General features: G+C 44.5%; 14 protein-coding genes and 1 tRNA gene. All 15 read left to right on the top strand.

All coding sequences use genetic code 11. The annotated features are described in order from the left end of the window. Window positions 1-4 precede the first annotated feature (4 nt). The 15 genes from rsfS to rbfA all read left to right on the top strand — a co-directional run bounded on the left by rsfS (window position 5) and on the right by rbfA (window position 18,817). The gene (rsfS, locus tag OMP94_RS07420) at window positions 5-358 is read left to right on the top strand and encodes a ribosome silencing factor (RefSeq protein ID WP_266277647.1); all 354 of its coding nucleotides are present in this window, start codon (window positions 5-7) and stop codon (window positions 356-358) included. Further along, complete coding sequence (rlmH, locus tag OMP94_RS07415) at window positions 355-825, top strand: 23S rRNA (pseudouridine(1915)-N(3))-methyltransferase RlmH (protein WP_266277646.1); 471 nt, start codon at window positions 355-357, stop codon at window positions 823-825. The genes rsfS and rlmH overlap by 4 nt, the downstream gene beginning before the upstream one ends. Then, window positions 822-1,415 (top strand): Maf family protein, encoded by a 594-nt coding sequence (locus OMP94_RS07410; RefSeq protein WP_266277645.1) that lies wholly within the window; start codon window positions 822-824, stop codon window positions 1,413-1,415. The genes rlmH and OMP94_RS07410 overlap by 4 nt, the downstream gene beginning before the upstream one ends. Beyond that, on the top strand, window positions 1,405-2,874 hold the full coding sequence (gene rng, locus OMP94_RS07405; RefSeq protein ID WP_266277644.1) for a ribonuclease G: 1,470 nt from the start codon (window positions 1,405-1,407) through the stop codon (window positions 2,872-2,874). Before OMP94_RS07410 ends, rng begins: the two co-directional genes overlap by 11 nt. Window position 2,875: 1 nt before the next feature. Then, window positions 2,876-6,670, top strand: a complete 3,795-nt coding sequence (locus tag OMP94_RS07400) for a YhdP family protein (protein WP_266277643.1) — start codon at window positions 2,876-2,878, stop codon at window positions 6,668-6,670. Window positions 6,671-6,713: 43 nt separating this feature from the next. Beyond that, window positions 6,714-8,156, top strand: a complete 1,443-nt coding sequence (tldD, locus tag OMP94_RS07395; protein ID WP_266277642.1) for a metalloprotease TldD — start codon at window positions 6,714-6,716, stop codon at window positions 8,154-8,156. A gap of 446 nt (window positions 8,157-8,602) precedes the next feature. Continuing rightward, entirely contained in the window at window positions 8,603-10,012 is a 1,410-nt protein-coding gene (gene glnA, locus OMP94_RS07390) for a glutamate--ammonia ligase (protein ID WP_266277641.1), read from the top strand. Window positions 10,013-10,113: 101 nt separating this feature from the next. Further along, the gene (locus OMP94_RS07385) at window positions 10,114-10,713 is read left to right on the top strand and encodes a DUF4124 domain-containing protein (RefSeq protein ID WP_266277640.1); all 600 of its coding nucleotides are present in this window, start codon (window positions 10,114-10,116) and stop codon (window positions 10,711-10,713) included. Window positions 10,714-10,940: 227 nt separating this feature from the next. After that, a complete protein-coding gene (glnL, locus tag OMP94_RS07380; protein ID WP_266277639.1) occupies window positions 10,941-11,996 on the top strand; it encodes a nitrogen regulation protein NR(II) in 1,056 nt (351 codons plus the stop codon). Beyond that, window positions 11,986-13,389, top strand: coding sequence for a nitrogen regulation protein NR(I) (gene ntrC / locus OMP94_RS07375; RefSeq protein WP_266277638.1), 1,404 nt, complete (start codon window positions 11,986-11,988; stop codon window positions 13,387-13,389). Before glnL ends, ntrC begins: the two co-directional genes overlap by 11 nt. Window positions 13,390-13,443: 54 nt before the next feature. Continuing rightward, window positions 13,444-13,520 (top strand) — tRNA-Met (locus OMP94_RS07370). An 85-nt stretch (window positions 13,521-13,605) separates the two neighbouring features. Further along, complete coding sequence (gene rimP / locus OMP94_RS07365; RefSeq protein ID WP_266277637.1) at window positions 13,606-14,052, top strand: ribosome maturation factor RimP; 447 nt, start codon at window positions 13,606-13,608, stop codon at window positions 14,050-14,052. Window positions 14,053-14,126: 74 nt separating this feature from the next. Further along, the gene (gene nusA / locus OMP94_RS07360) at window positions 14,127-15,641 is read left to right on the top strand and encodes a transcription termination factor NusA (RefSeq protein WP_266277636.1); all 1,515 of its coding nucleotides are present in this window, start codon (window positions 14,127-14,129) and stop codon (window positions 15,639-15,641) included. Window positions 15,642-15,644: 3 nt separating this feature from the next. Then, window positions 15,645-18,434, top strand: a complete 2,790-nt coding sequence (gene infB / locus OMP94_RS07355; RefSeq protein WP_266277635.1) for a translation initiation factor IF-2 — start codon at window positions 15,645-15,647, stop codon at window positions 18,432-18,434. After that, on the top strand, window positions 18,434-18,817 hold the full coding sequence (gene rbfA, locus OMP94_RS07350; protein ID WP_266277634.1) for a 30S ribosome-binding factor RbfA: 384 nt from the start codon (window positions 18,434-18,436) through the stop codon (window positions 18,815-18,817). Before infB ends, rbfA begins: the two co-directional genes overlap by 1 nt. The last annotated feature ends 3 nt before the right edge of the window (window positions 18,818-18,820 follow it).

Genomic DNA, 18,820 nt, shown 5'->3' with positions numbered 1-18,820 from the left:
GCCGATGCAGGCTGAGCAACTGAAATTACTGGTTATTGATGCCTTAGAAGACATCAAGGCTGAAGACATTACCGTATTAGATGTAACGGGTATGACTGATGTAACCGACTTTATGATTATCGCAACAGGTAAATCAACTCGCCAAGTAAAAGCATTAGCGAATGAAGTCGTTGTCCAAGCAAAAGCTGCTGGTGTCATGCCATTAGGTGTTGAAGGTGAAGACATCGGTGAGTGGGCGCTGGTTGATTTAGGTGATGTCATCACACATGTTATGACTGCACCTACCAGAGCAACCTATAACCTTGAAAAACTCTGGCGTGTTGAAAACGTCCAGGCGGCATCGGCTGATAGTGAATGAAGTTAAAGTTACTCGCTGTCGGCCAAAAAATGCCGCAGTGGGTTAATGATGGTTATCAGGAATACGCTCGAAGATTGCCTCGTGACTGTAGTCTGCAATTAACAGAAATTGCTCCCTCTAAACGCGGTAAAACCAGTCAACCACAACAATGGATGCAAGATGAAGGAAAACGCATCCTCACCCATATCGACAGTAGCGATCATGTTGTTGCGCTGGATGTGCCCGGTAAACCTTGGAGCACGCCGCAATTGGCTGAGCAACTCGCCGCTTGGCAGCAACTCGGTTCAGATGTGTGTTTATTAATCGGCGGGCCAGATGGTTTGGATCCCAGCTGTTTACAACGAGCGAATCAAAGTTGGTCTTTGTCTAACCTGACCTTGCCGCATCCATTGGTCAGAGTGTTATTAGCTGAACAACTTTATCGAGCTTGGACGGTGCTGCAAAATCACCCCTATCACCGCGCATGAAATTACCTTCGATATATTTAGCATCTGGCTCACCGCGCAGACGAGAATTATTAAGCCAAATAGGCGTGCAATTTGATGTCTTATCTGTTTCTGTCGATGAGTCGGTGCTGGCGGGTGAGTTAGCGGCAGACTATGTCCAAAGGGTTGCTGTTGATAAAGCTAAAGCCGGTTTGTCATTGCTCCAATCTCGTTCGGATTTAGTTTATCGTCCAATTTTGGCTGCTGATACTGCTGTCATTGTTGACGATACTATTTTTGGAAAACCTACCGACGATGAGCAAGCAAAAACGTTTTTGCAGCAACTCTCCGGTAGACAACATCAAGTTTTAAGCTCAGTTGTTCTTGCTACGAATAAAAACATTACTGTTCGTTGTCAATTAAATCAGGTACGTTTTGCCAATCTCAGTGGTGCTGATATCGAATGGTATATTGCGACAGGCGAAGGTCGTGATAAGGCCGGTAGTTATGCCGTACAGGGCTTGGCAGCACAATTTATCGAGCATATTGATGGTAGTTTTTCAGGCATCATGGGTTTACCTTTATTTGAAACACGTCAATTGTTGCAGGAATGTTTAGCGGATGAGCAGTGAACTGTTAATAAATGTTACGCCGAGTGAAACTCGGGCTGCGGTCGTTGATAATGGCGTGTTGCAGGAAGTATTTATTGAACGCAGTGAATCACGTGGTCTTGTCGGCAATATTTATAAAGGCAAAGTTTGTCGTGTTTTACCGGGCATGCAGGCCGCTTTTGTCGAAATTGGTTTAAGTCGTGCAGCTTTTTTACATGCTTCAGATATTTCAATCCCAAAGGGACAAACGGGAGATTTAGAAGCCAGTTCCGTCGTACCTTCTATCACCAGCTTGTTACGTGAAGGGCAGGAGCTGCTAGTCCAAGTCATCAAGGATCCGATGGGCAGTAAAGGCGCGAGGCTGACCACACAATTGTCGGTGTCCTCTCGTTATCTCGTTTATATGCCTGAAACCGAAGGCATTGGGATCTCTCTGAAAATTGAGGGTGAGGAAGAACGTGAACGGCTAAAAAGCTGTTTACAAGCAAAACTACCTATTGATAGTGGTGGTTATATTTTGCGAACAGCTGCTGAGGGTGTCAGTGAGTTTGAAATCGCGGCTGATTTAAAGTTTTTACACCGGCTTTGGCAGCAGTTAAATGAGCGGCGAAAAACGCTGAAATGTGGCCAAGCACTTTATGAAGATTTGCCACTCGCTTTAAGAGCATTACGCGATTTATTCTCACCAGAAATTGAGCGTATTCGTATTGATGCCTTGGATAGTTTCGAGGCTGCAAAAGGCTTTGCTGAAAGTGTTATGCCTGAGTGCCAAGAGCGTCTCGAATGGTATCAAGGCTCGCGACCGTTATTTGATTTGTTCAGTGTCGAAGACGAAATTCAAAAAGCGCTTGAACGAAAAGTGCCGCTAAAGTCAGGTGGTTATCTGATTTTTGATCAAACAGAAGCGATGACCACGGTGGACGTCAATACCGGTGGTTTTGTCGGACATAAAAATCTCGAAGAAACGATTTTTAAAACCAACCTCGAAGCAGCCCATGCTATTGCAAGACAGTTACGTGTTCGTAACCTCGGCGGCATTATCATTATCGACTTTATCGATATGGAAGAGGCTAATCATCGTGAGCAAGTTCTTCGCACACTTGAAAAAGCGATGCAGCAGGATAGAGCTAAACACAATATCAGCGCCGTGTCTGAACTTGGGCTGGTAGAGATGACACGTAAAAGAACACGTGAAAGTCTAGGGCATATTCTTTGTGAGCCTTGTGCAAGCTGTCAGGGTAAAGGCTATACGAAAAATGTTGAAACGGTTTGCTATGAAATTTTCCGTGAAATCCTGCGAGAGTCTAAGCAGTACGAATCTCGGCAATTTTTAGTGCTTGCATCACAAGATGTTATCGATCGTTTAAATGATGAAGATTCAACCAAAGTCGCCGAGCTCGAACAACTGATTGGTAAACCGATTCGTTTTCAAAATGAACCCCAGTATGGGCGAGAGCAGTATAACGTGGTGTTGATGTAGGATGTCTTTACTGCGTAAGAGCTTACATGTTGCTGGTAAGCAGCTCGTTATTATTGCTGGGATAACCGCGGCAATCATTCTGCTGCTGATTGGAAGCGGTGCATGGCTTTCAAAAGCGGTTGCCGAACGTAAAGATGAAATTGCTGCGTGGGCGAGTGAGCGCACTGGCTATCAAATTGAAGTCGGTGAAGCGAGTTTATATTGGTTAGATTTCATTCCAAAGCTAATGCTTGCTGATGTGAACGTCATGACGCAGGGGAGTGAGCGGCCAATTTTTCGATTGGTGTCACTATATGTTGGTGCTGACGTGCTAAAAAGCATTGAGCAGCAGCAACCCGTGATTGATACGGTGAGTATTAGTGGTCTGCAATTGGCCGTCATGCGAGATGCTGATGGACAGTTCTCAGTTCGTAATCTTGATTGGCAACCCGAAAAAAAAGACTCAAACACCACTTGGCAGTCAGTTTTTGATGATCTTGAACACTTGCGATTACAAAGTATTTCGCTGGACTATCAAGATGCTATCAATCCAAATTTTGGCGGTTTCTATCAACTTCAATATGCTGATTTAAACCAATCAGGTGATTGGGTGTCAGCCGATATTGATCTGATTTTACCCCAGCATTTGGGACAAGCTTTATCAGTCAATGGTGAAGTAAAACGTGATGGCGGTAATTTTTCAGCTTGGGAAATGCTAGTTAATGGCAGCGAGCTGCAATTAGCGACACTCCTAGATAATCGGTTTGTAACGAGTATTGGTGTCCTGCAGGGACGAGCAGATCTCAAAGTCTCAGTGAGTAAGCAAGAGGATGAAATTTCTGCCAGTGGTTTGGTGAAATTACAAAATGGCAGTTTTTATCAGCTATTAAATGCTGAAAGTTCAGGTGAGCAACCATCCCCAGTTCAAATAGACAGTCTTGATACGCAGTTTAATTGGTTACAAATCGGCAAACGTTGGCAGCTAGACTTACAGTCATTGAATATGGCGGTAAATGGCCAAGTATGGCCTGAGGTACAGTTGCGCGCACAGCAAGATGATGCCCAACAAGTTGAACTGCAAAGTAACTATTTGCGATTAAGTGATATTACTGCTGCTGTGAGCTTAAGTGATGCGGCGCCTGCTTGGCTGAAAAGCTTCGCACCAGTGGGAGATGTCTATGATTTACATCTCATTGTCGATAACAACCAACAAGTTCAGCTTGCCAAAGCAAACGTAAATGAGCTCGGTTTTCAACAGAATGGCGACATTCCCGGCATATCAGGGCTCAGTTTTTCACTCAATTGGGATCAAGATCTTATTGATGCCCAAGTCGATAGCCGAGATGTAGGTGTTTATGCTCAAGCTTGGTTAGCTGAGAGTGTGTATTTAGATTCAATTCGTGGTGGTTTTCAGTGGCAGATTAAGAACCAAGGTGGCGAATTAAATATCAGTAGTTTGCAGTTGGTGAATGATGATTTAAACGTCAGTGTCGCCGGTAGACTTGATAAAGCTGACTCCCTGGATGCCGATCTTCGTCTCAATATTGACGACTTCAACGCTGCAAACTGGTTAGCTTATGTACCCGAACGCGTTCTTGAGCCTCAGTTTTTGAGATGGGCGCGTACCGCTTTTGTCGCAGGACGAGTGGAACAGGCAGAGTTAACCCTAAAAGGTAACCCGCAAGCGTTTCCATTTGATGAACAACCTGATGCGGGTTCGTTCAGTATGCAAATGTCGGTGAATGATGTTGAGCTTAACTATGGGAATGATTGGCCAAACCTTGTATCGGTAGATGGTCAAATATATGGCTCAGGAAACGATTTAGTTATTAATGCAACGAGCGGACAAACTGCTGGATTTAACTTTAATAACGTCAATGCAAACATCACCAATTTAGTGAACGGCCAACCCATTTTAACGGTTGATGGTTTGCTTAACGGGCCGGCACAACAAGGGTTACTGTTTTTGAAAAATAGCCCGCTAGCATCTCGCTTTGGTCCGATTGCAGATTGGCTAAGTTTATCGAATAACAACCAATTAGAACTCAATTTAATGGTGCCATTGTTAGATCCCGATGCAACTGAAGTAAATGGTGAAATCCTGCTTTCAGGTAATGGGTTGCTCCTTGAAGCTATGCCAGAAGTCGAGTTTACTGACGTGGCCGGTCAGATACATTTTGATAATGATGGGTTATCAGCTGAAAATGTGGCTGCGAATTTTGCTGGTCATCCAGCCAAGGTCGATATCATGCCGTTTGAGGGTAATACCCGTATTCAAGTGAATAGTGCATTTAATGTTGCCGAGCTAGCTAATCGTTGGCAGCTTGATTTACCGGATGGTATTTCAGGTAACAGTGATATTCAGGCAAATATCGATATTGCAGAAACCCAACCAGGTGACTTTAATGTTGCTGTTGGTTTGTTGACTGATTTACAAGGTGTTGCTATCGATTTACCTGAGCCATTTAACAAAGCAACAAGACAATCATTGCCTTTAGACGTCACCATTCATCCTGAAGATAAAGTGTTGATTGATATCCATCTCGATGAGTGGTTAACCGCTGCTGTTGAATTTGCTAACGAAGATGTCAGAGCTGGCATCGCTATTGGTCAACAACGTGCTGAATTACCTAATCAAGGTATCGCTATGACGGGTAGTTTCGACAGCCTATCTATCTCAGACTGGCAAAAATGGTGGCAAGAAAATAGTGGTAATACGCAGGATAGTGCTTTCCAACCAGATGTTATTGTTTTTACAGCAGCGAAACTTGATTGGCAGGACTGGCAGTTCAATGATGTATCAGTAACCGCTCAAAAACAGCCAGAACTATGGCAGATAGCCATATCCGCAGAGCAGTTGAAAGGTGATGTGATTTGGCCAAACAACAGTGGTGATATTCCTTCGCTAAATTTTGACTTTGTTACGATGGCGTTGCCTGATGATGCTCTAGCTGGTGAAAAGTCACACACCAAACCAGACTTATGGCCAAGCTTTAACCTCAATATTGACGCGCTCACCATCGATGAAATGAAGCTTGGTCACCTGCAAGCCGAGGCATTGAGACAAGGCTTACGTTGGCAGTTAGTGTCAGCCACATTGCAATCAGAAGCATTACAAGCGCAAGCTAATGGTGATTGGCGCCGAACTGACCAAGGTGATCATACGGACCTTAAGTTACAAGTTAATAGTGATGACTTAGCTGGTTTGTTTACGGAGCTCGGTTATCAGCCGTCAATTTCAGCTCGGCAAGTGAATGTTGAAACTGAGGTGAAATGGTCGGGTTCTCCATTGGATTTCAGTTTTAATAACTTAATTGGCGAGATGCAGCTTGATGTCGGTAGAGGTGAATTAACTGAAGTTGAGCCGGGGGCTGCTGGCCGCATATTTGGTTTGATGAGTTTTACAGCGATCCCCAGACGCTTAGCGTTAGACTTTAGTGATTTGTTTGGCTCAGGTTTTGGTTTTAGCCGGATAAATGGTCGCTTTGATTTTAAAGATGGTTTGGCGACTACGAATAATTTGCAAATGCGTGGTGACAGTGCATTAATTAGTGTCACAGGTCCGATAAACCTAGTAGATCGCACCTATAATCAAACAGTACAGATAACCCCTAGTGTTTCATCGACATTACCTCTTGCGGGTGCTGTGGCTGGTGGCCCCATTGGCTTGGGCGTGGGAACCGCTATTTTTCTCGTTGATAAATTAGCGAGCAATTTATTCGATAGAGAAATTGTCGATATCATTACGTATCGTTATCAATTAACCGGGCCTTGGGATTCGCCGAATATGAAGCTGCAAACAGCTGAGCAACCTTAATGTCTGTTATCATCTTTTGTTTTTGAACTCTGTGCGATAGTTAATGACTGCAAGTTATTTCGACATTTTAAACAGTGAGTTGCTGCAACCTGCAGAATTGCAGTTAGCAGATTTACAGCAAGCTTTAGGCGCCACATTACGCCCGGGGGTTGATTACGCTGATTTATATTTCCAGCGTTCCCGTGCTGAAAACTGGCTGCTTGAGGACGGCATCATTAAAGATGGCGGTTTCCATTTAGATCAAGGCGTTGGTGTTCGCGCTTGCAGCGGCGAAAAAACTGGTTTTGCTTATTCTGATGAGCTCAATAAAACCGCTTTGTTAAAAGCGTGTGAAGCGGCGCAAGCTGTCGTTAAAAGCGGTCAACAAGCAAAGCTGAAAGTACCAACAAAAGTATGTGCGCCACAGTTTTATCAAAACATTGATCCTATCTCGACTATGTCAGCTGATGCCAAGCTTGAATTACTTCGTGCTGCTGATATTGCAGCAAGAGCTGAAGACCCGAGAGTTAAACGAGTCACGGTAAGTTTAGCTGGTGAAGTTGACCAAATCTTGGTGATGGCCAGTGATGGTACTTTAGCGACTGATATCCGCCCGTTAATTCGAATGAATGTCAGTGTTATCGTCGAATCTAATGGCCGCCGTGAAAGAGGCAGTGCGGGTGGTGGCCGTCGTTTAGATTATGCATTTTTTGCTGATAACGACATGCCTAAGACTTATGCCAAAGAAGCGGTAAGACAAGCATTAGTAAACTTAGAAGCAGTTGACGCACCTGCAGGCAGCATGCCGGTAGTATTAGCTTCTGGCTGGCCTGGCGTATTACTCCATGAAGCTGTAGGGCATGGACTAGAAGGTGATTTCAATCGCCGCGGTAGTTCAACATTTTCTGGTCGTATTGGTGAGCAAGTCGCATCTTCACTTTGCACCGTGGTGGATGATGGCACTCTGCAAGACTTGCGGGGATCATTAACGGTTGATGATGAAGGTACACCAACAGAATCGACAACACTGATCGAAAATGGACGGTTAACTGGTTACATGCAAGATAAGTTAAATGCTCGTCTAATGGGGATGCGACCAACCGGTAATGGTCGTCGTGAATCTTATGCACACCTCCCGATGCCACGCATGACCAATACCTATATGTTGCCGGGCGAACATGATGCAGAAGAAATCATCGCTTCTGTTAAAAATGGTATTTATGCCGTGAATTTTGGCGGCGGACAGGTTGATATCACTTCCGGAAAATTTGTGTTCTCAAGCAGTGAAGCCTATTTAATTGAAAACGGTAAAGTCACGCGCCCGGTGAAAGGTGCGACGCTAATCGGTAATGGCCCAGAAGTGATGAATCGAATCAGTATGGTTGCCAATGATTTGCAGTTGGATACTGGTGTTGGCAACTGCGGTAAGGAAGGTCAGAGTGTACCCGTAGGTGTTGGTCAACCAACATTAAAAATCGACAAGCTCACCGTGGGTGGTACCGCCTAATCGCTTGGCATGACTTTTTTACCTAAACTTTTTGCATTAGGTGTAAAAGCGAATCAAGCGATATTTTGCCTTTAGTTGTTATTCTAAGTAGCTGATACTCTAATATTTCCATCTTAAGCTGATTAAATAACTCTGCGTCAGGGACGGTGAGTTACAAATAAAAATGTTTGTATACATTGCAAGATACTGCTGCTTAGGTGAGAATCTGGCTTAAATAATTACGCGGTTAAATTCAGCAAAAAACGGTTTATCTTGTTCCGCGCTGGTGCGAGGCACCAAAATAGTGCTTTTGTGGTAATTTTCGCACTTTTATAGTGCGTTATTGCGGTGCGTATGCACCTAAATGGTTGATTTCAGTGTCTTGCTAAGTTGGCAAGCTTTGTGCTGTTATTAGATTTGTCTTTTTGTGGCACCCAGCGGTGCAAATTTAAATTTGGAGAAATTACATGTCAGTCGAAAATGTTTTACAGATGATGAAAGACGAGGACGTCAAATTCGTCGACTTCCGTTTCACCGACACTCGTGGTAAAGAGCAACACGTTTCTTACCCAGCGCACGGCATCAGTGAAGATACATTTGCTGAAGGTGTAATGTTCGACGGTTCTTCAGTTTCTGGTTGGAAAGGCATTAACGAATCTGACATGATTTTGATGCCTGACCCAACAACTGCTGTTATGGATCCATTCATGGACGACAGCACAATGATTATTCGTTGCGACATCGTTGAGCCTGCAACAATGCAAGGTTATGAGCGTGATCCACGTAGCGTTGCTAAACGCGCGGAAGCTTACCTGCAATCAACGGGTTTGGCTGACACAGCTTTCTTTGGTCCTGAACCAGAATTCTTCATTTTAGATGACGTTCGTTGGGGCAGCGATATCTCAGGTTCTTTCTACAAGATCGATTCTTCTGAATCATCTTGGAATACTGAAAAAGTATTCCCAGACGGTAACAAAGGTCACCGTCCAAGCATCAAAGGTGGTTACTTCCCAGTACCTCCAGTTGACTCTTTACAAGACATTCGTTCAGCAATGTGTCTGACAATGGAAGAGATGGGGCTGGTAACTGAAGTTCACCATCACGAAGTTGCTACTGCGGGTCAGTGCGAAATCGGTACAAAATTCAACACATTAGTACGTAAAGCTGACGAAGTTCAAATTCTGAAATATGTTGTTCATAACGTTGCTCACGCATACGGTAAAACAGCGACATTTATGCCTAAACCATTAGTTGGTGATAACGGTAGCGGTATGCACGTTCACCAATCTCTGGCGAAAGGTGGCGATAACCTGTTCACAGGTAACAAATACGGTGGTTTGTCTGAAACTGCGTTGTACTACATCGGCGGTATCATTAAGCATGCTAAAGCACTGAACGCTTTCACTAACCCAGGTACTAACAGCTACAAACGTTTGGTTCCAGGTTTCGAAGCTCCAGTTATGTTGGCATATTCAGCACGTAACCGTTCTGCGTCAATTCGTATTCCTTTCGTTAGCAATCCGAAAGCACGCCGTATCGAAGTACGTTTCCCTGATCCATCAGCAAACCCATACTTGGCATTCTCTGCCATGATGATGGCTGGTCTTGATGGTATTAAGAACAAGATCCACCCTGGCGATGCTATGGATAAAGATCTGTATGACTTACCACCAGAAGAATCAAAACTGATTCCACAAGTTTGTCATGCATTAGATCAAGCTCTAGAAGAGTTAGATAAAGACCGTGCTTTCTTAACTGAAGGTGGTGTATTCACTGACGATATGATCGACGGTTACATCGCACTTAAGATGGAAGAAGTTACTCGTCTACGTATGGAAACTCACCCAGCTGAATTTGACCTGTACTACAGCGTCTAATTCAACCTTGGTTGTAAGCATAAGCGCCTCCCTTGTGGAGGCGTTTTTGTTTGTAACGATGTTCACTTGCAACGATGCTATTGCTGGCCTATATTAACTTTATGAAATATTGGCCTTTAATATTGTTATTTACTGCCATCACGGCAACAGCTGGCGTTTATCGGTCCGTCGATGAAAACGGCAACGTTGTTTTTACTGATCAACCTGCTGAAAATGCTGAAAAAATAGTGCTTCCTCAAGCATCGGTTTATACTCCTGTTGATGTACCTGAAGAAATTACATCTAATGAGTTCGACGATCAGTCAGAGCAATTAGACGGTGAGGATATGCCTCCGGCGCCAAGTTATGCATTGCAGATTGTTAGTCCTCAGGATGACCAAGCCATTCGTGTCAATGATGGCAATCTGACCGTTAATATTCAGATCCAACCAGCATTAAATCAGCAGCGTGGTGATTTGATTCAGTTACAAATGGATGGCTTGCCTTATGGCGATCCACGTCCATCATTAAGTTTTGGCTTACCGAATGTTGATCGTGGAACACATACACTTTCTGCTGTTGTGATGAATATTAATGGTGAAGTATTGGCCAATAGTCCTGAAATTAAATTCCATCTTCAACGCAATAGCATTTTACTTAACCCACGAACAAGTCCTGCTCCGACTCCTAATCCAGCACCAGCTCCTGGTGGTAGCCCATAAGCCATCATTATCTTTCAGTTAAATCATCGTAAAATCAGCTACGCACCAAAAGTGTGCGTATAATCTTTGCAAACACAGTCTCTTTTAACCGAATGCAGTTTTTTAAAATGTGTTTGGTAAAATTAATCCCTTTTGCTTCATAGGCTTAATTCGTTATTTTGGCCTGATGGAAATAAGTTGGATTAGTTTTTGCAAACTGCAATCACATGAAATGCGATGAATTGCCTATGAACCAAGACTTACTGGCCTGCAGTGACGTGCTTGAAAACCTCACGACTGCAGTAATTGTTTTGGATCAGCAGTTCCGTGTTTGTTATATCAATACCGCAACCGAGATCATGTTTGAGATCTCACAGCGTCAAGCAGAACACATCCCATTCCAAATGTTGTTGCCTGGTGAGGTACGATTGTTAGCCTCACTAAAGCGCGTATTAAATAGCGGTCAAGCGCTGATAGAGCGAGAAATAACGTTATTCCTACCCGCTAGTGGTGAAGTTGTTGTCGATTGCTCAGTCAAGTTACTCGACTTGCAAGCGCCTTATATTCTTTTGGAAGTTGCTCAACTAGATTATCAACAACGGATAAACCGCGATGAAAACCTTCACACCCAGCAACAGGTTGTAAGGGGACTGGCGCACGAGATCAAAAACCCTCTAGGGGGATTACGTGGTGCTGCACAGTTATTAGAACGACAGCTCGATTCTGACGATTTGAAAGAATACACCCGGATCATCATCAGCGAAGCTGACCGTTTACAGAATTTGATGAACCGTATGTTGGGTCCTTACCAACAAACGGAAAAAATGGATGTGAACATCCATGAAGTTTTACAACGTGTTCGTCAGTTAGTTGATATTGAAGTTGATGAGCGGCTGAGATTTATTGCTGATTATGATCCGAGTATTCCTGAGTTAACGGCAGACTTAGATCAACTCATCCAAATCTTTTTAAATATTGTTCGAAACGCAGTGCAAGCCATGCATGGTCGCGGCATTATTCGACTGCGTACCCGCATACAACGCAACCTAACGATTGATAAACAGTTCTATCGTTTAGGTGTCTTAATTGAGATTGAAGATGATGGGCCGGGTATTCCCAAACATCTTCAAGACAGTTTGTTTTATCCGCTAGTGACTGGCCGAGCTGATGGCACAGGTCTTGGTCTCTATCTTGTACAAAACCTTGTGCAACGACATGGCGGTACCGTGCTTTGTAGTAGTCATCCCGGACAGACTATTTTTTCGGTAATTTTTCCTTTGGAGTCTAGTAATCGTGGTCGCTAAAGCAATCGCCTGGGTAGTCGATGATGACCGGTCAATTCGTTGGGTTTTACAAAAAGCCCTCGAAGCCGTGGATATTACCGTCGAAACATTTGAAAGTGCCGATTTGGTATTAGAGCAACTTAAGCGTAGCTCCCAACCAAAACCGGATGTACTAGTCAGTGATATCAGAATGCCAGGAATGGATGGCCTACAACTATTGGCCGATATCCAACAACGTCAACCAGATTTACCTGTCATTATCATGACCGCTTATTCCGATTTAGATAGCGCAGTATCGGTATATGAAGGCGGTGCTTTCGAATATTTACCAAAACCGTTTGATGTAGATGAAGCGGTTGAGCTGGTCCAAAGAGCAATTAATCATCGTCTTCAGCAACATGCAAATCCTAATGATGATGTAAACCTTGGCGCAGAGATTATTGGTGAAGCACCTGCTATGCAGGAAGTTTTTCGGGCCATTGGGCGCTTAGCAAGATCTAACATTACCGTACTTATTAATGGTGAGTCGGGCACGGGTAAAGAGCTAGTTGCACATGCATTACACAAACATAGCCCGCGCCGAAGTGCGCCATTTATTGCCCTTAATATGGCGGCTATTCCCAGAGAACTTTTAGAGTCAGAATTATTTGGTCATGAAAAAGGGGCCTTCACCGGTGCCCATGCCGCTCGCAAAGGTCGGTTTGAACAAGCTAACGGCGGTACGTTATTTTTAGACGAAATCGGTGATATGCCGATCGAATTGCAGACGCGGTTATTGCGCGTGTTATCAGATGGCGAGTACTTCCGTGTTGGTGGGCATAGTGCAGTGAAAGCGGATGTGCGGATTATTGCTGCGACTCATCAAAACCTTGAACAACGTGTTGAGCGTGGAGATTTTCGTGAGGATTTATTCCATCGTTTAAACGTTATTCGGATCCATACACCTGCTTTAAGAGAGCGTCGTGAAGATATTCCAGCATTAGTCGCTTATTTCTTAAGTAAAGCGGCTCGTGAATTAAATATGGCCAGTAAGTCTGTTGCGACAGATGTCGAGCAATATTTATCACAGTTGCCATGGCCGGGTAATGTGCGTCAGCTTGAGAATGTGTGCCGATGGCTGATGGTGATGTCGCCGGGACAAGTTGTGCAAATGGAAGACCTACCAGTTGAGTTATCAGCTGAGGGCGGTAGCGATCAAACGCGTCGTAATAGTGATTGGCAACAACTATTTAGACAATGGGCTGCAGGTAAAGCATTAAGCGGCCAAGAGGGCGCTTTGGCAGATGTTGTTCCTATGGTTGAGCAACTACTCATGGAAGTGGCATTAGAGAAAACTGCAGGCAAGCGCCAAGAAGCTGCCAAGCTATTAGGTTGGGGACGTAATACCCTAACCAGAAAATTAAAAGAGAATTGATAATCGGCCTTGCGTGCAAGGGCATTGCTATGTATACTTTGCGTCTTAGTCAGGTGCGGGGTGGAGCAGCCTGGTAGCTCGTCGGGCTCATAACCCGAAGGTCGTTGGTTCAAATCCAGCCCCCGCTACCAATATTACGAAACAAGACCCCTGAATGGGGTTTTTGTTTTTAGGGAGTTTAAATTGGGCCGATGGCCCTTTTTTTTTGATTTGCTTATGGCCATTACCGATCAAATTGAACAATTAATTGAAGCGCCTATTGAATCGTTGGGTTACCAACTGGTTGGCGTGGAGTACATTCAAGGCGGCCAAAGCCCTGTTCTTCGAATTTATATCGACTCTGATCAAGGTATCGGTATCGAGGATTGTGAGCGGGTCAGTCACCAAGTGAGCGGTGTGCTGGATGTTGAAGATCCGATCAAACAAGCCTATATGCTTGAAATTTCTTCACCAGGTTTTGACCGACCATTGTTCAAACAACGTGATTTTGAGCGTTTTGTGGGTTCACAAGCCAAAATCAGTATGAAATTACCAGTCGAAGGTCGTCGTAATTTTACTGGTCAATTACAAGGCTTTGAGAACGGTGAGATTTTGATTGAAGTCGATGGTGAGGTTTATGCCTTACCTGTGGCAAAGCTGGCTAAAGCTCGGCTAATTGCCTGAAAAAAAGCGTATTATTAACGGTTAAATAAAACTTGGCTTGGATTTTTCCCGGCAAAAAATCCACTGGGGGCGTGATGAACAATAAAGAAATCTTACTAGTAGTAGATGCCATGTCCAATGAAAAGGGCGTTGGCAAAGAAGTTATTTTTCAGGCGATTGAAGCAGCATTGGCAATGGCCACTCGCAAACGTTATGAAATGGCTATTGATGCACATGTTGCTATCGACCGTGTCACTGGTAATTATGAAACTTTCCGTCAATGGTTAGTTGTTGCCGATGATGATGAAGAATTTGAAGGTGAAGAAACTCAAATTTTGTTCAGTGATGCACAGAAAAAACAATCTGACATCGCCGTTGGTGATTACATTCGTGAGCCAATGGATTCGGTAGAGTTTGGTCGTATCGCTGCTCAAACTGCTAAACAAGTTATTGTTCAAAAAGTCCGCGAAGCCGAACGTGCTCAAGTCGTTGATATGTATCGCGAGAAAGTCGGTCAAATGATTTTGGGTACTGTTAAGCGTGTTGAGCGTGGTAACGTTACTTTAGATTTAGGCGCCAACGCAGAAGCATTATTGCCACGTGAAGAAATGATTCCACGCGAAAGCTTCCGTAGTGGTGACCGTGTTCGTGGTTACTTAAAAGAAATTCGTTCAGAAGGTCGTGGTCCACAGCTGATCGTTAGCCGTGTTGCACCGCAACTGTTAATCGAACTATTCCGTTTAGAAGTTCCTGAAATCAGCGATGGTTTGATTGAAATCAAAGGTGCTGCTCGTGATGCGGGCTTACGTGCCAAGATTGCAGTTTTAGCCCACGAATCACGTATTGATCCTGTTGGTGCTTGTGTTGGGATGCGTGGTTCACGTGTACAAGCTGTCACTAATGAATTAGCTGGTGAGCGTGTCGATATTATTCTTTGGGATGAGGATCCTGCTCGTTTTGCTATTAATGCAATGGCACCAGCGGAAGTTTTATCTATTGTTGTTGATGAAGATGCACACAGCATGGACATCGCTGTTGAAGAAGACCAGTTGTCACAAGCGATTGGTCGTAGTGGTCAAAACGTTCGTCTCGCCAGCCAATTAACGGGTTGGGAATTAAACGTTATGTCAGCAGCTGATGCTGATCAAAAAGCTGAAAAAGAAATCGGCGTACTGATCGAAACCTTTATGAAAGACCTCGACGTTGATGAAGACGTCGCACTGATTCTGGCACAAGAAGGCTTCTCATCATTAGAGGAAGTTGCTTATGTACCAGAACAAGAAATGCTCGACATCGAAGAGTTCGATGCCGATATCGTTCAAGAACTACGTTCACGCGCTCGTGATGTGTTGTTAACTCGCGCAATCGCTAGTGAAGAAAAATTAGAGTCAGGTGATGCCGACCAAGCATTGACTGAAATGGCGGGTATGGACGCTGAATTAGCAGCCAAACTAGAAAGTCATGGTGTTGTCACTGTTGATGACCTCGCTGAACAATCAGTTGATGAATTGGTTGAAATCGGTGGTGTCACAGCAGAAAAAGCAGCTGAACTCATCATGAAAGCACGTGAATCTTGGTTTGCCGATGAATCAACTGACACAGGGGAATAACCAATGAGTGATATGAAGGTTAAAGACCTGGCCGGCACCGTCGGTATTACAGCTGAAAAACTAGTAGAACAGCTTAACGAAGCAGGTATTAGTGTTTCTAAAGCTGATGATTTAATCACTGAAGCGCAAAAGCAGACATTATTGCAATTTTTGCAACAGCGTCATGGCCGAAGTGAAGATAGTGATGCTTCACCTAAGAAAATTACGCTAAAGCGTAAGTCTGTCAGTGAAATCAAACTGGGCGGCTCCGCACGTGCTGGTGGTAAGAGTGTTAGCGTTGAAGTGCGTAAAAAACGCACTTTCGTCAAACGTCCCACAGAATCTGAAGCCACACCAAGTGTTGACGTTGAAAAACAACAGCAAGCCCAAGCACATGCTGAAGAGTTAGCTCGTCAAGAACAATTACGTCAGCAAGAAGTATTACGCAAACAGCAAGAACAATTAACTCGCCAGCAAGAAATTGAAGCAGCTGAAGCTGCTGCGGTTGCTGCCGCTGTTGAAGCTGAGAAGCAAGCTGCTGAAGAAGCACGTTTGGCTGCAGAAGAAGAGCAAAAGGCGATTGCTGAAGAGGCTAAGCAAAAAGCACCTAAGAAATCTGATAAACCGGCAAATACTGACAAAAAGCCAGCGGAAACAGCTTTGACAGCCTCTCAGCTTGCGCATAAAAAACTCGAAGAGGCTGATGCGAAACGTCGTGCTGCCAACTTGGCACGAATAGATGCTGAAAAAGCACTAGAAGCTCGTCGTAAAGCGCGTGAGGAGGAAGAGGCTCTTGAAAAAGCTCGTGAAGAAGCGCGCCTTGCTGCTGCAGCTGCTCAAGCGAAAGAGCAAAAGCCCGACCGCAAAGAAGCAGATGCTAAACACGGTAAAGATAAAGCCGCTAAGAAAGGTCGCTATCAGCGTGATGATGAGTTTGAGCGTAAAGAACTCCACGTAAGTGAAGGTAAGTCCGGTCGTCGTAAGAAGAAAAAAGGTGTGACGCCAAAGTCTACACCGGTCATGGAAACTGAACATGGTTTCTCAAAGCCAACAGCGCCAGTTGTTCGTGATGTCAGTGTGCCTGAAACGATTTCTGTTTCTGACCTGGCGCAACGTATGTCGGTTAAAGCTGCTGAAGTTATCAAGACCCTGATGGGACTTGGCACCATGGCAACAATTAACCAAGTACTTGACCAAGAGACAGCGGTTATCGTTGTTGAAGAAATGGGACATGTTGCTAAACCTGTTCAAGAAAATGAAGTCGAGCAAGCGCTTGCAGTTTCTGAAGAAGATTCAGGTGAGGCGGTTTCTCGAGCACCAGTTGTCACTGTAATGGGCCATGTCGACCATGGTAAAACCTCACTATTGGATTACATTCGTCGTACGAAAGTCACGTCGGGTGAAGCCGGTGGTATTACTCAGCATATTGGTGCTTATAAGGTTGAAACCAGTCGTGGTGAAGTTACTTTCCTAGATACACCTGGTCATGCTGCCTTTACAGAAATGCGTTCACGCGGTGCTAAAGTCACTGATATTGTGGTCTTGGTTGTTGCCGCTGACGATGGTGTTATGCCACAAACAATTGAAGCGATTCAGCACTCAAAAGCTGCTGATTCAATATTAATTGTCGCCATTAATAAAATGGATAAGCAAGAAGCCAATCCTGACCGTGTTAAACAGGAACTTGCTAATCACGAAGTCATTCCAGAAGACTGGGGTGGTGATGTTCAGTTTGTCCCTGTGTCAGCTTTGACTGGTGATGGTGTTGATGACTTATTAGACGCCATTTCACTGCAAGCCGAAGTGATGGAGCTTAAAGCTCCTATACAAGGTCCTGCTCATGGTACCGTTGTTGAATCACGTCTTGATAAAGGTCGTGGTACGGTCATTACTGTTCTGGTTCAACGTGGCACCTTGAATAAAGGTGATATCGTTGTTGTTGGTCAAGAGTATGGACGTGTTCGTGCCTTGTTCAATGAAACTGGCGAACAGCTTGACTCTGCTGGCCCATCAACGCCTGTTGAGCTATTAGGTCTGTCAGGTACACCCGCTGCTGGTGATGAATTACAAGTTGCGCCAGATGATCGTACCGCTCGTGATATTGCTAACTTCCGCCAAACGAAAGCGCGTGAAGCGAAGATGGCACAGCAACAAGCGGCTAAGTTGGATGACATGTTCAACAAGATGGAAGAGGGTGATGTTAAAACCCTTAATGTGGTCATCAAAGGTGACGTACATGGTTCTGTCGAAGCGGTGAGTCAAGGTCTGCAAAAACTGTCTACTGATCGCGTTAAAGTGCGTGTTGTTGGTTCGGGTGTCGGTGGTATTAATGAAACTGACGCGCAGTTAGCTGCAGCTTCAGACGCTATCCTGATTGGCTTTAATGTTCGTGCCGATAACACAGCACGTAAAGTTATCGCTGAGCGTGGTCTAGATGTTCAGTACTTCAGCATTATCTATGACTTGCTGGATGTTGTGACTAAAGCCATGACCGGTATGCTTGAGCCTGTCTACAAAGATGAAATTATCGGTCTTGCCCGTGTAGATGATGTCTTCCGCTCACCGAAATTTGGTGATATTGCAGGTTGCTTGGTCATCGAAGGTACCGTTAAACGTAACAACCCTATTCGTGTTCTGCGTGACAACGTTGTTATTTATGAAGGCGAGTTAGAGTCACTGCGTCGCTTTAAAGATGACGTCAGTGAAGTTAACGCGGGTACTGAGTGTGGTATCGGTGTGAAAAACTACAAAGATGTTCAGCCGGGTGACCAAATCGAAGTCTTTGAACGCGTCTTAATGAAACCGAGCTTGTAATGGCCAGAGAATTTAGCCGTACCAGTCGCATTGGTGAAGTGATGCAGCGCGAGTTGGCCCAACTCATTCAACATGAGTTGGCCGACCCGCGTGTAAGCCTTGTTACTGTGTCGCATGTCGATGTGACGGCTGATCTGAAATATGCCAAAGTTTACGTCACACGCCTTAATGGTTTTGATAGTGATGAAGCTGCTGAAGAATGTTTGCAAGGTCTAACTAAAGCCAGTGGTTTCTTGCGTAAAGGGCTTGCTAAGCGCGTTAAGCTTCGTGTTATGCCGGAGTTACAGTTCCGTTATGACAATAGCTTGGAACATGGCTTTTACATGGATGCACTCATCAGCAAAGCGAACGCTGATAACAAAAATACTGACGACGAGTCTTAATTA

The organism is Methylophaga sp. OBS3 (assembly GCF_026319325.1).
Lineage (GTDB): Bacteria > Pseudomonadota > Gammaproteobacteria > Nitrosococcales > Methylophagaceae > Methylophaga.
Note: the sequence above shows the minus strand (reverse complement) of the source record. Positions and strands in the feature narration are given on the sequence as shown.

Coding starts and splice junctions, on each gene's coding strand:
- rsfS (WP_266277647.1), top strand. CDS start 5: ATGCAGGCTGAGCAACTGAAATTACTGGTTATTGATGCCTTAGAAGAC.
- rlmH (WP_266277646.1), top strand. CDS start 355: ATGAAGTTAAAGTTACTCGCTGTCGGCCAAAAAATGCCGCAGTGGGTT.
- OMP94_RS07410 (WP_266277645.1), top strand. CDS start 822: ATGAAATTACCTTCGATATATTTAGCATCTGGCTCACCGCGCAGACGA.
- rng (WP_266277644.1), top strand. CDS start 1,405: ATGAGCAGTGAACTGTTAATAAATGTTACGCCGAGTGAAACTCGGGCT.
- OMP94_RS07400 (WP_266277643.1), top strand. CDS start 2,876: ATGTCTTTACTGCGTAAGAGCTTACATGTTGCTGGTAAGCAGCTCGTT.
- tldD (WP_266277642.1), top strand. CDS start 6,714: ATGACTGCAAGTTATTTCGACATTTTAAACAGTGAGTTGCTGCAACCT.
- glnA (WP_266277641.1), top strand. CDS start 8,603: ATGTCAGTCGAAAATGTTTTACAGATGATGAAAGACGAGGACGTCAAA.
- OMP94_RS07385 (WP_266277640.1), top strand. CDS start 10,114: ATGAAATATTGGCCTTTAATATTGTTATTTACTGCCATCACGGCAACA.
- glnL (WP_266277639.1), top strand. CDS start 10,941: ATGAACCAAGACTTACTGGCCTGCAGTGACGTGCTTGAAAACCTCACG.
- rimP (WP_266277637.1), top strand. CDS start 13,606: ATGGCCATTACCGATCAAATTGAACAATTAATTGAAGCGCCTATTGAA.
- nusA (WP_266277636.1), top strand. CDS start 14,127: ATGAACAATAAAGAAATCTTACTAGTAGTAGATGCCATGTCCAATGAA.
- infB (WP_266277635.1), top strand. CDS start 15,645: ATGAGTGATATGAAGGTTAAAGACCTGGCCGGCACCGTCGGTATTACA.
- rbfA (WP_266277634.1), top strand. CDS start 18,434: ATGGCCAGAGAATTTAGCCGTACCAGTCGCATTGGTGAAGTGATGCAG.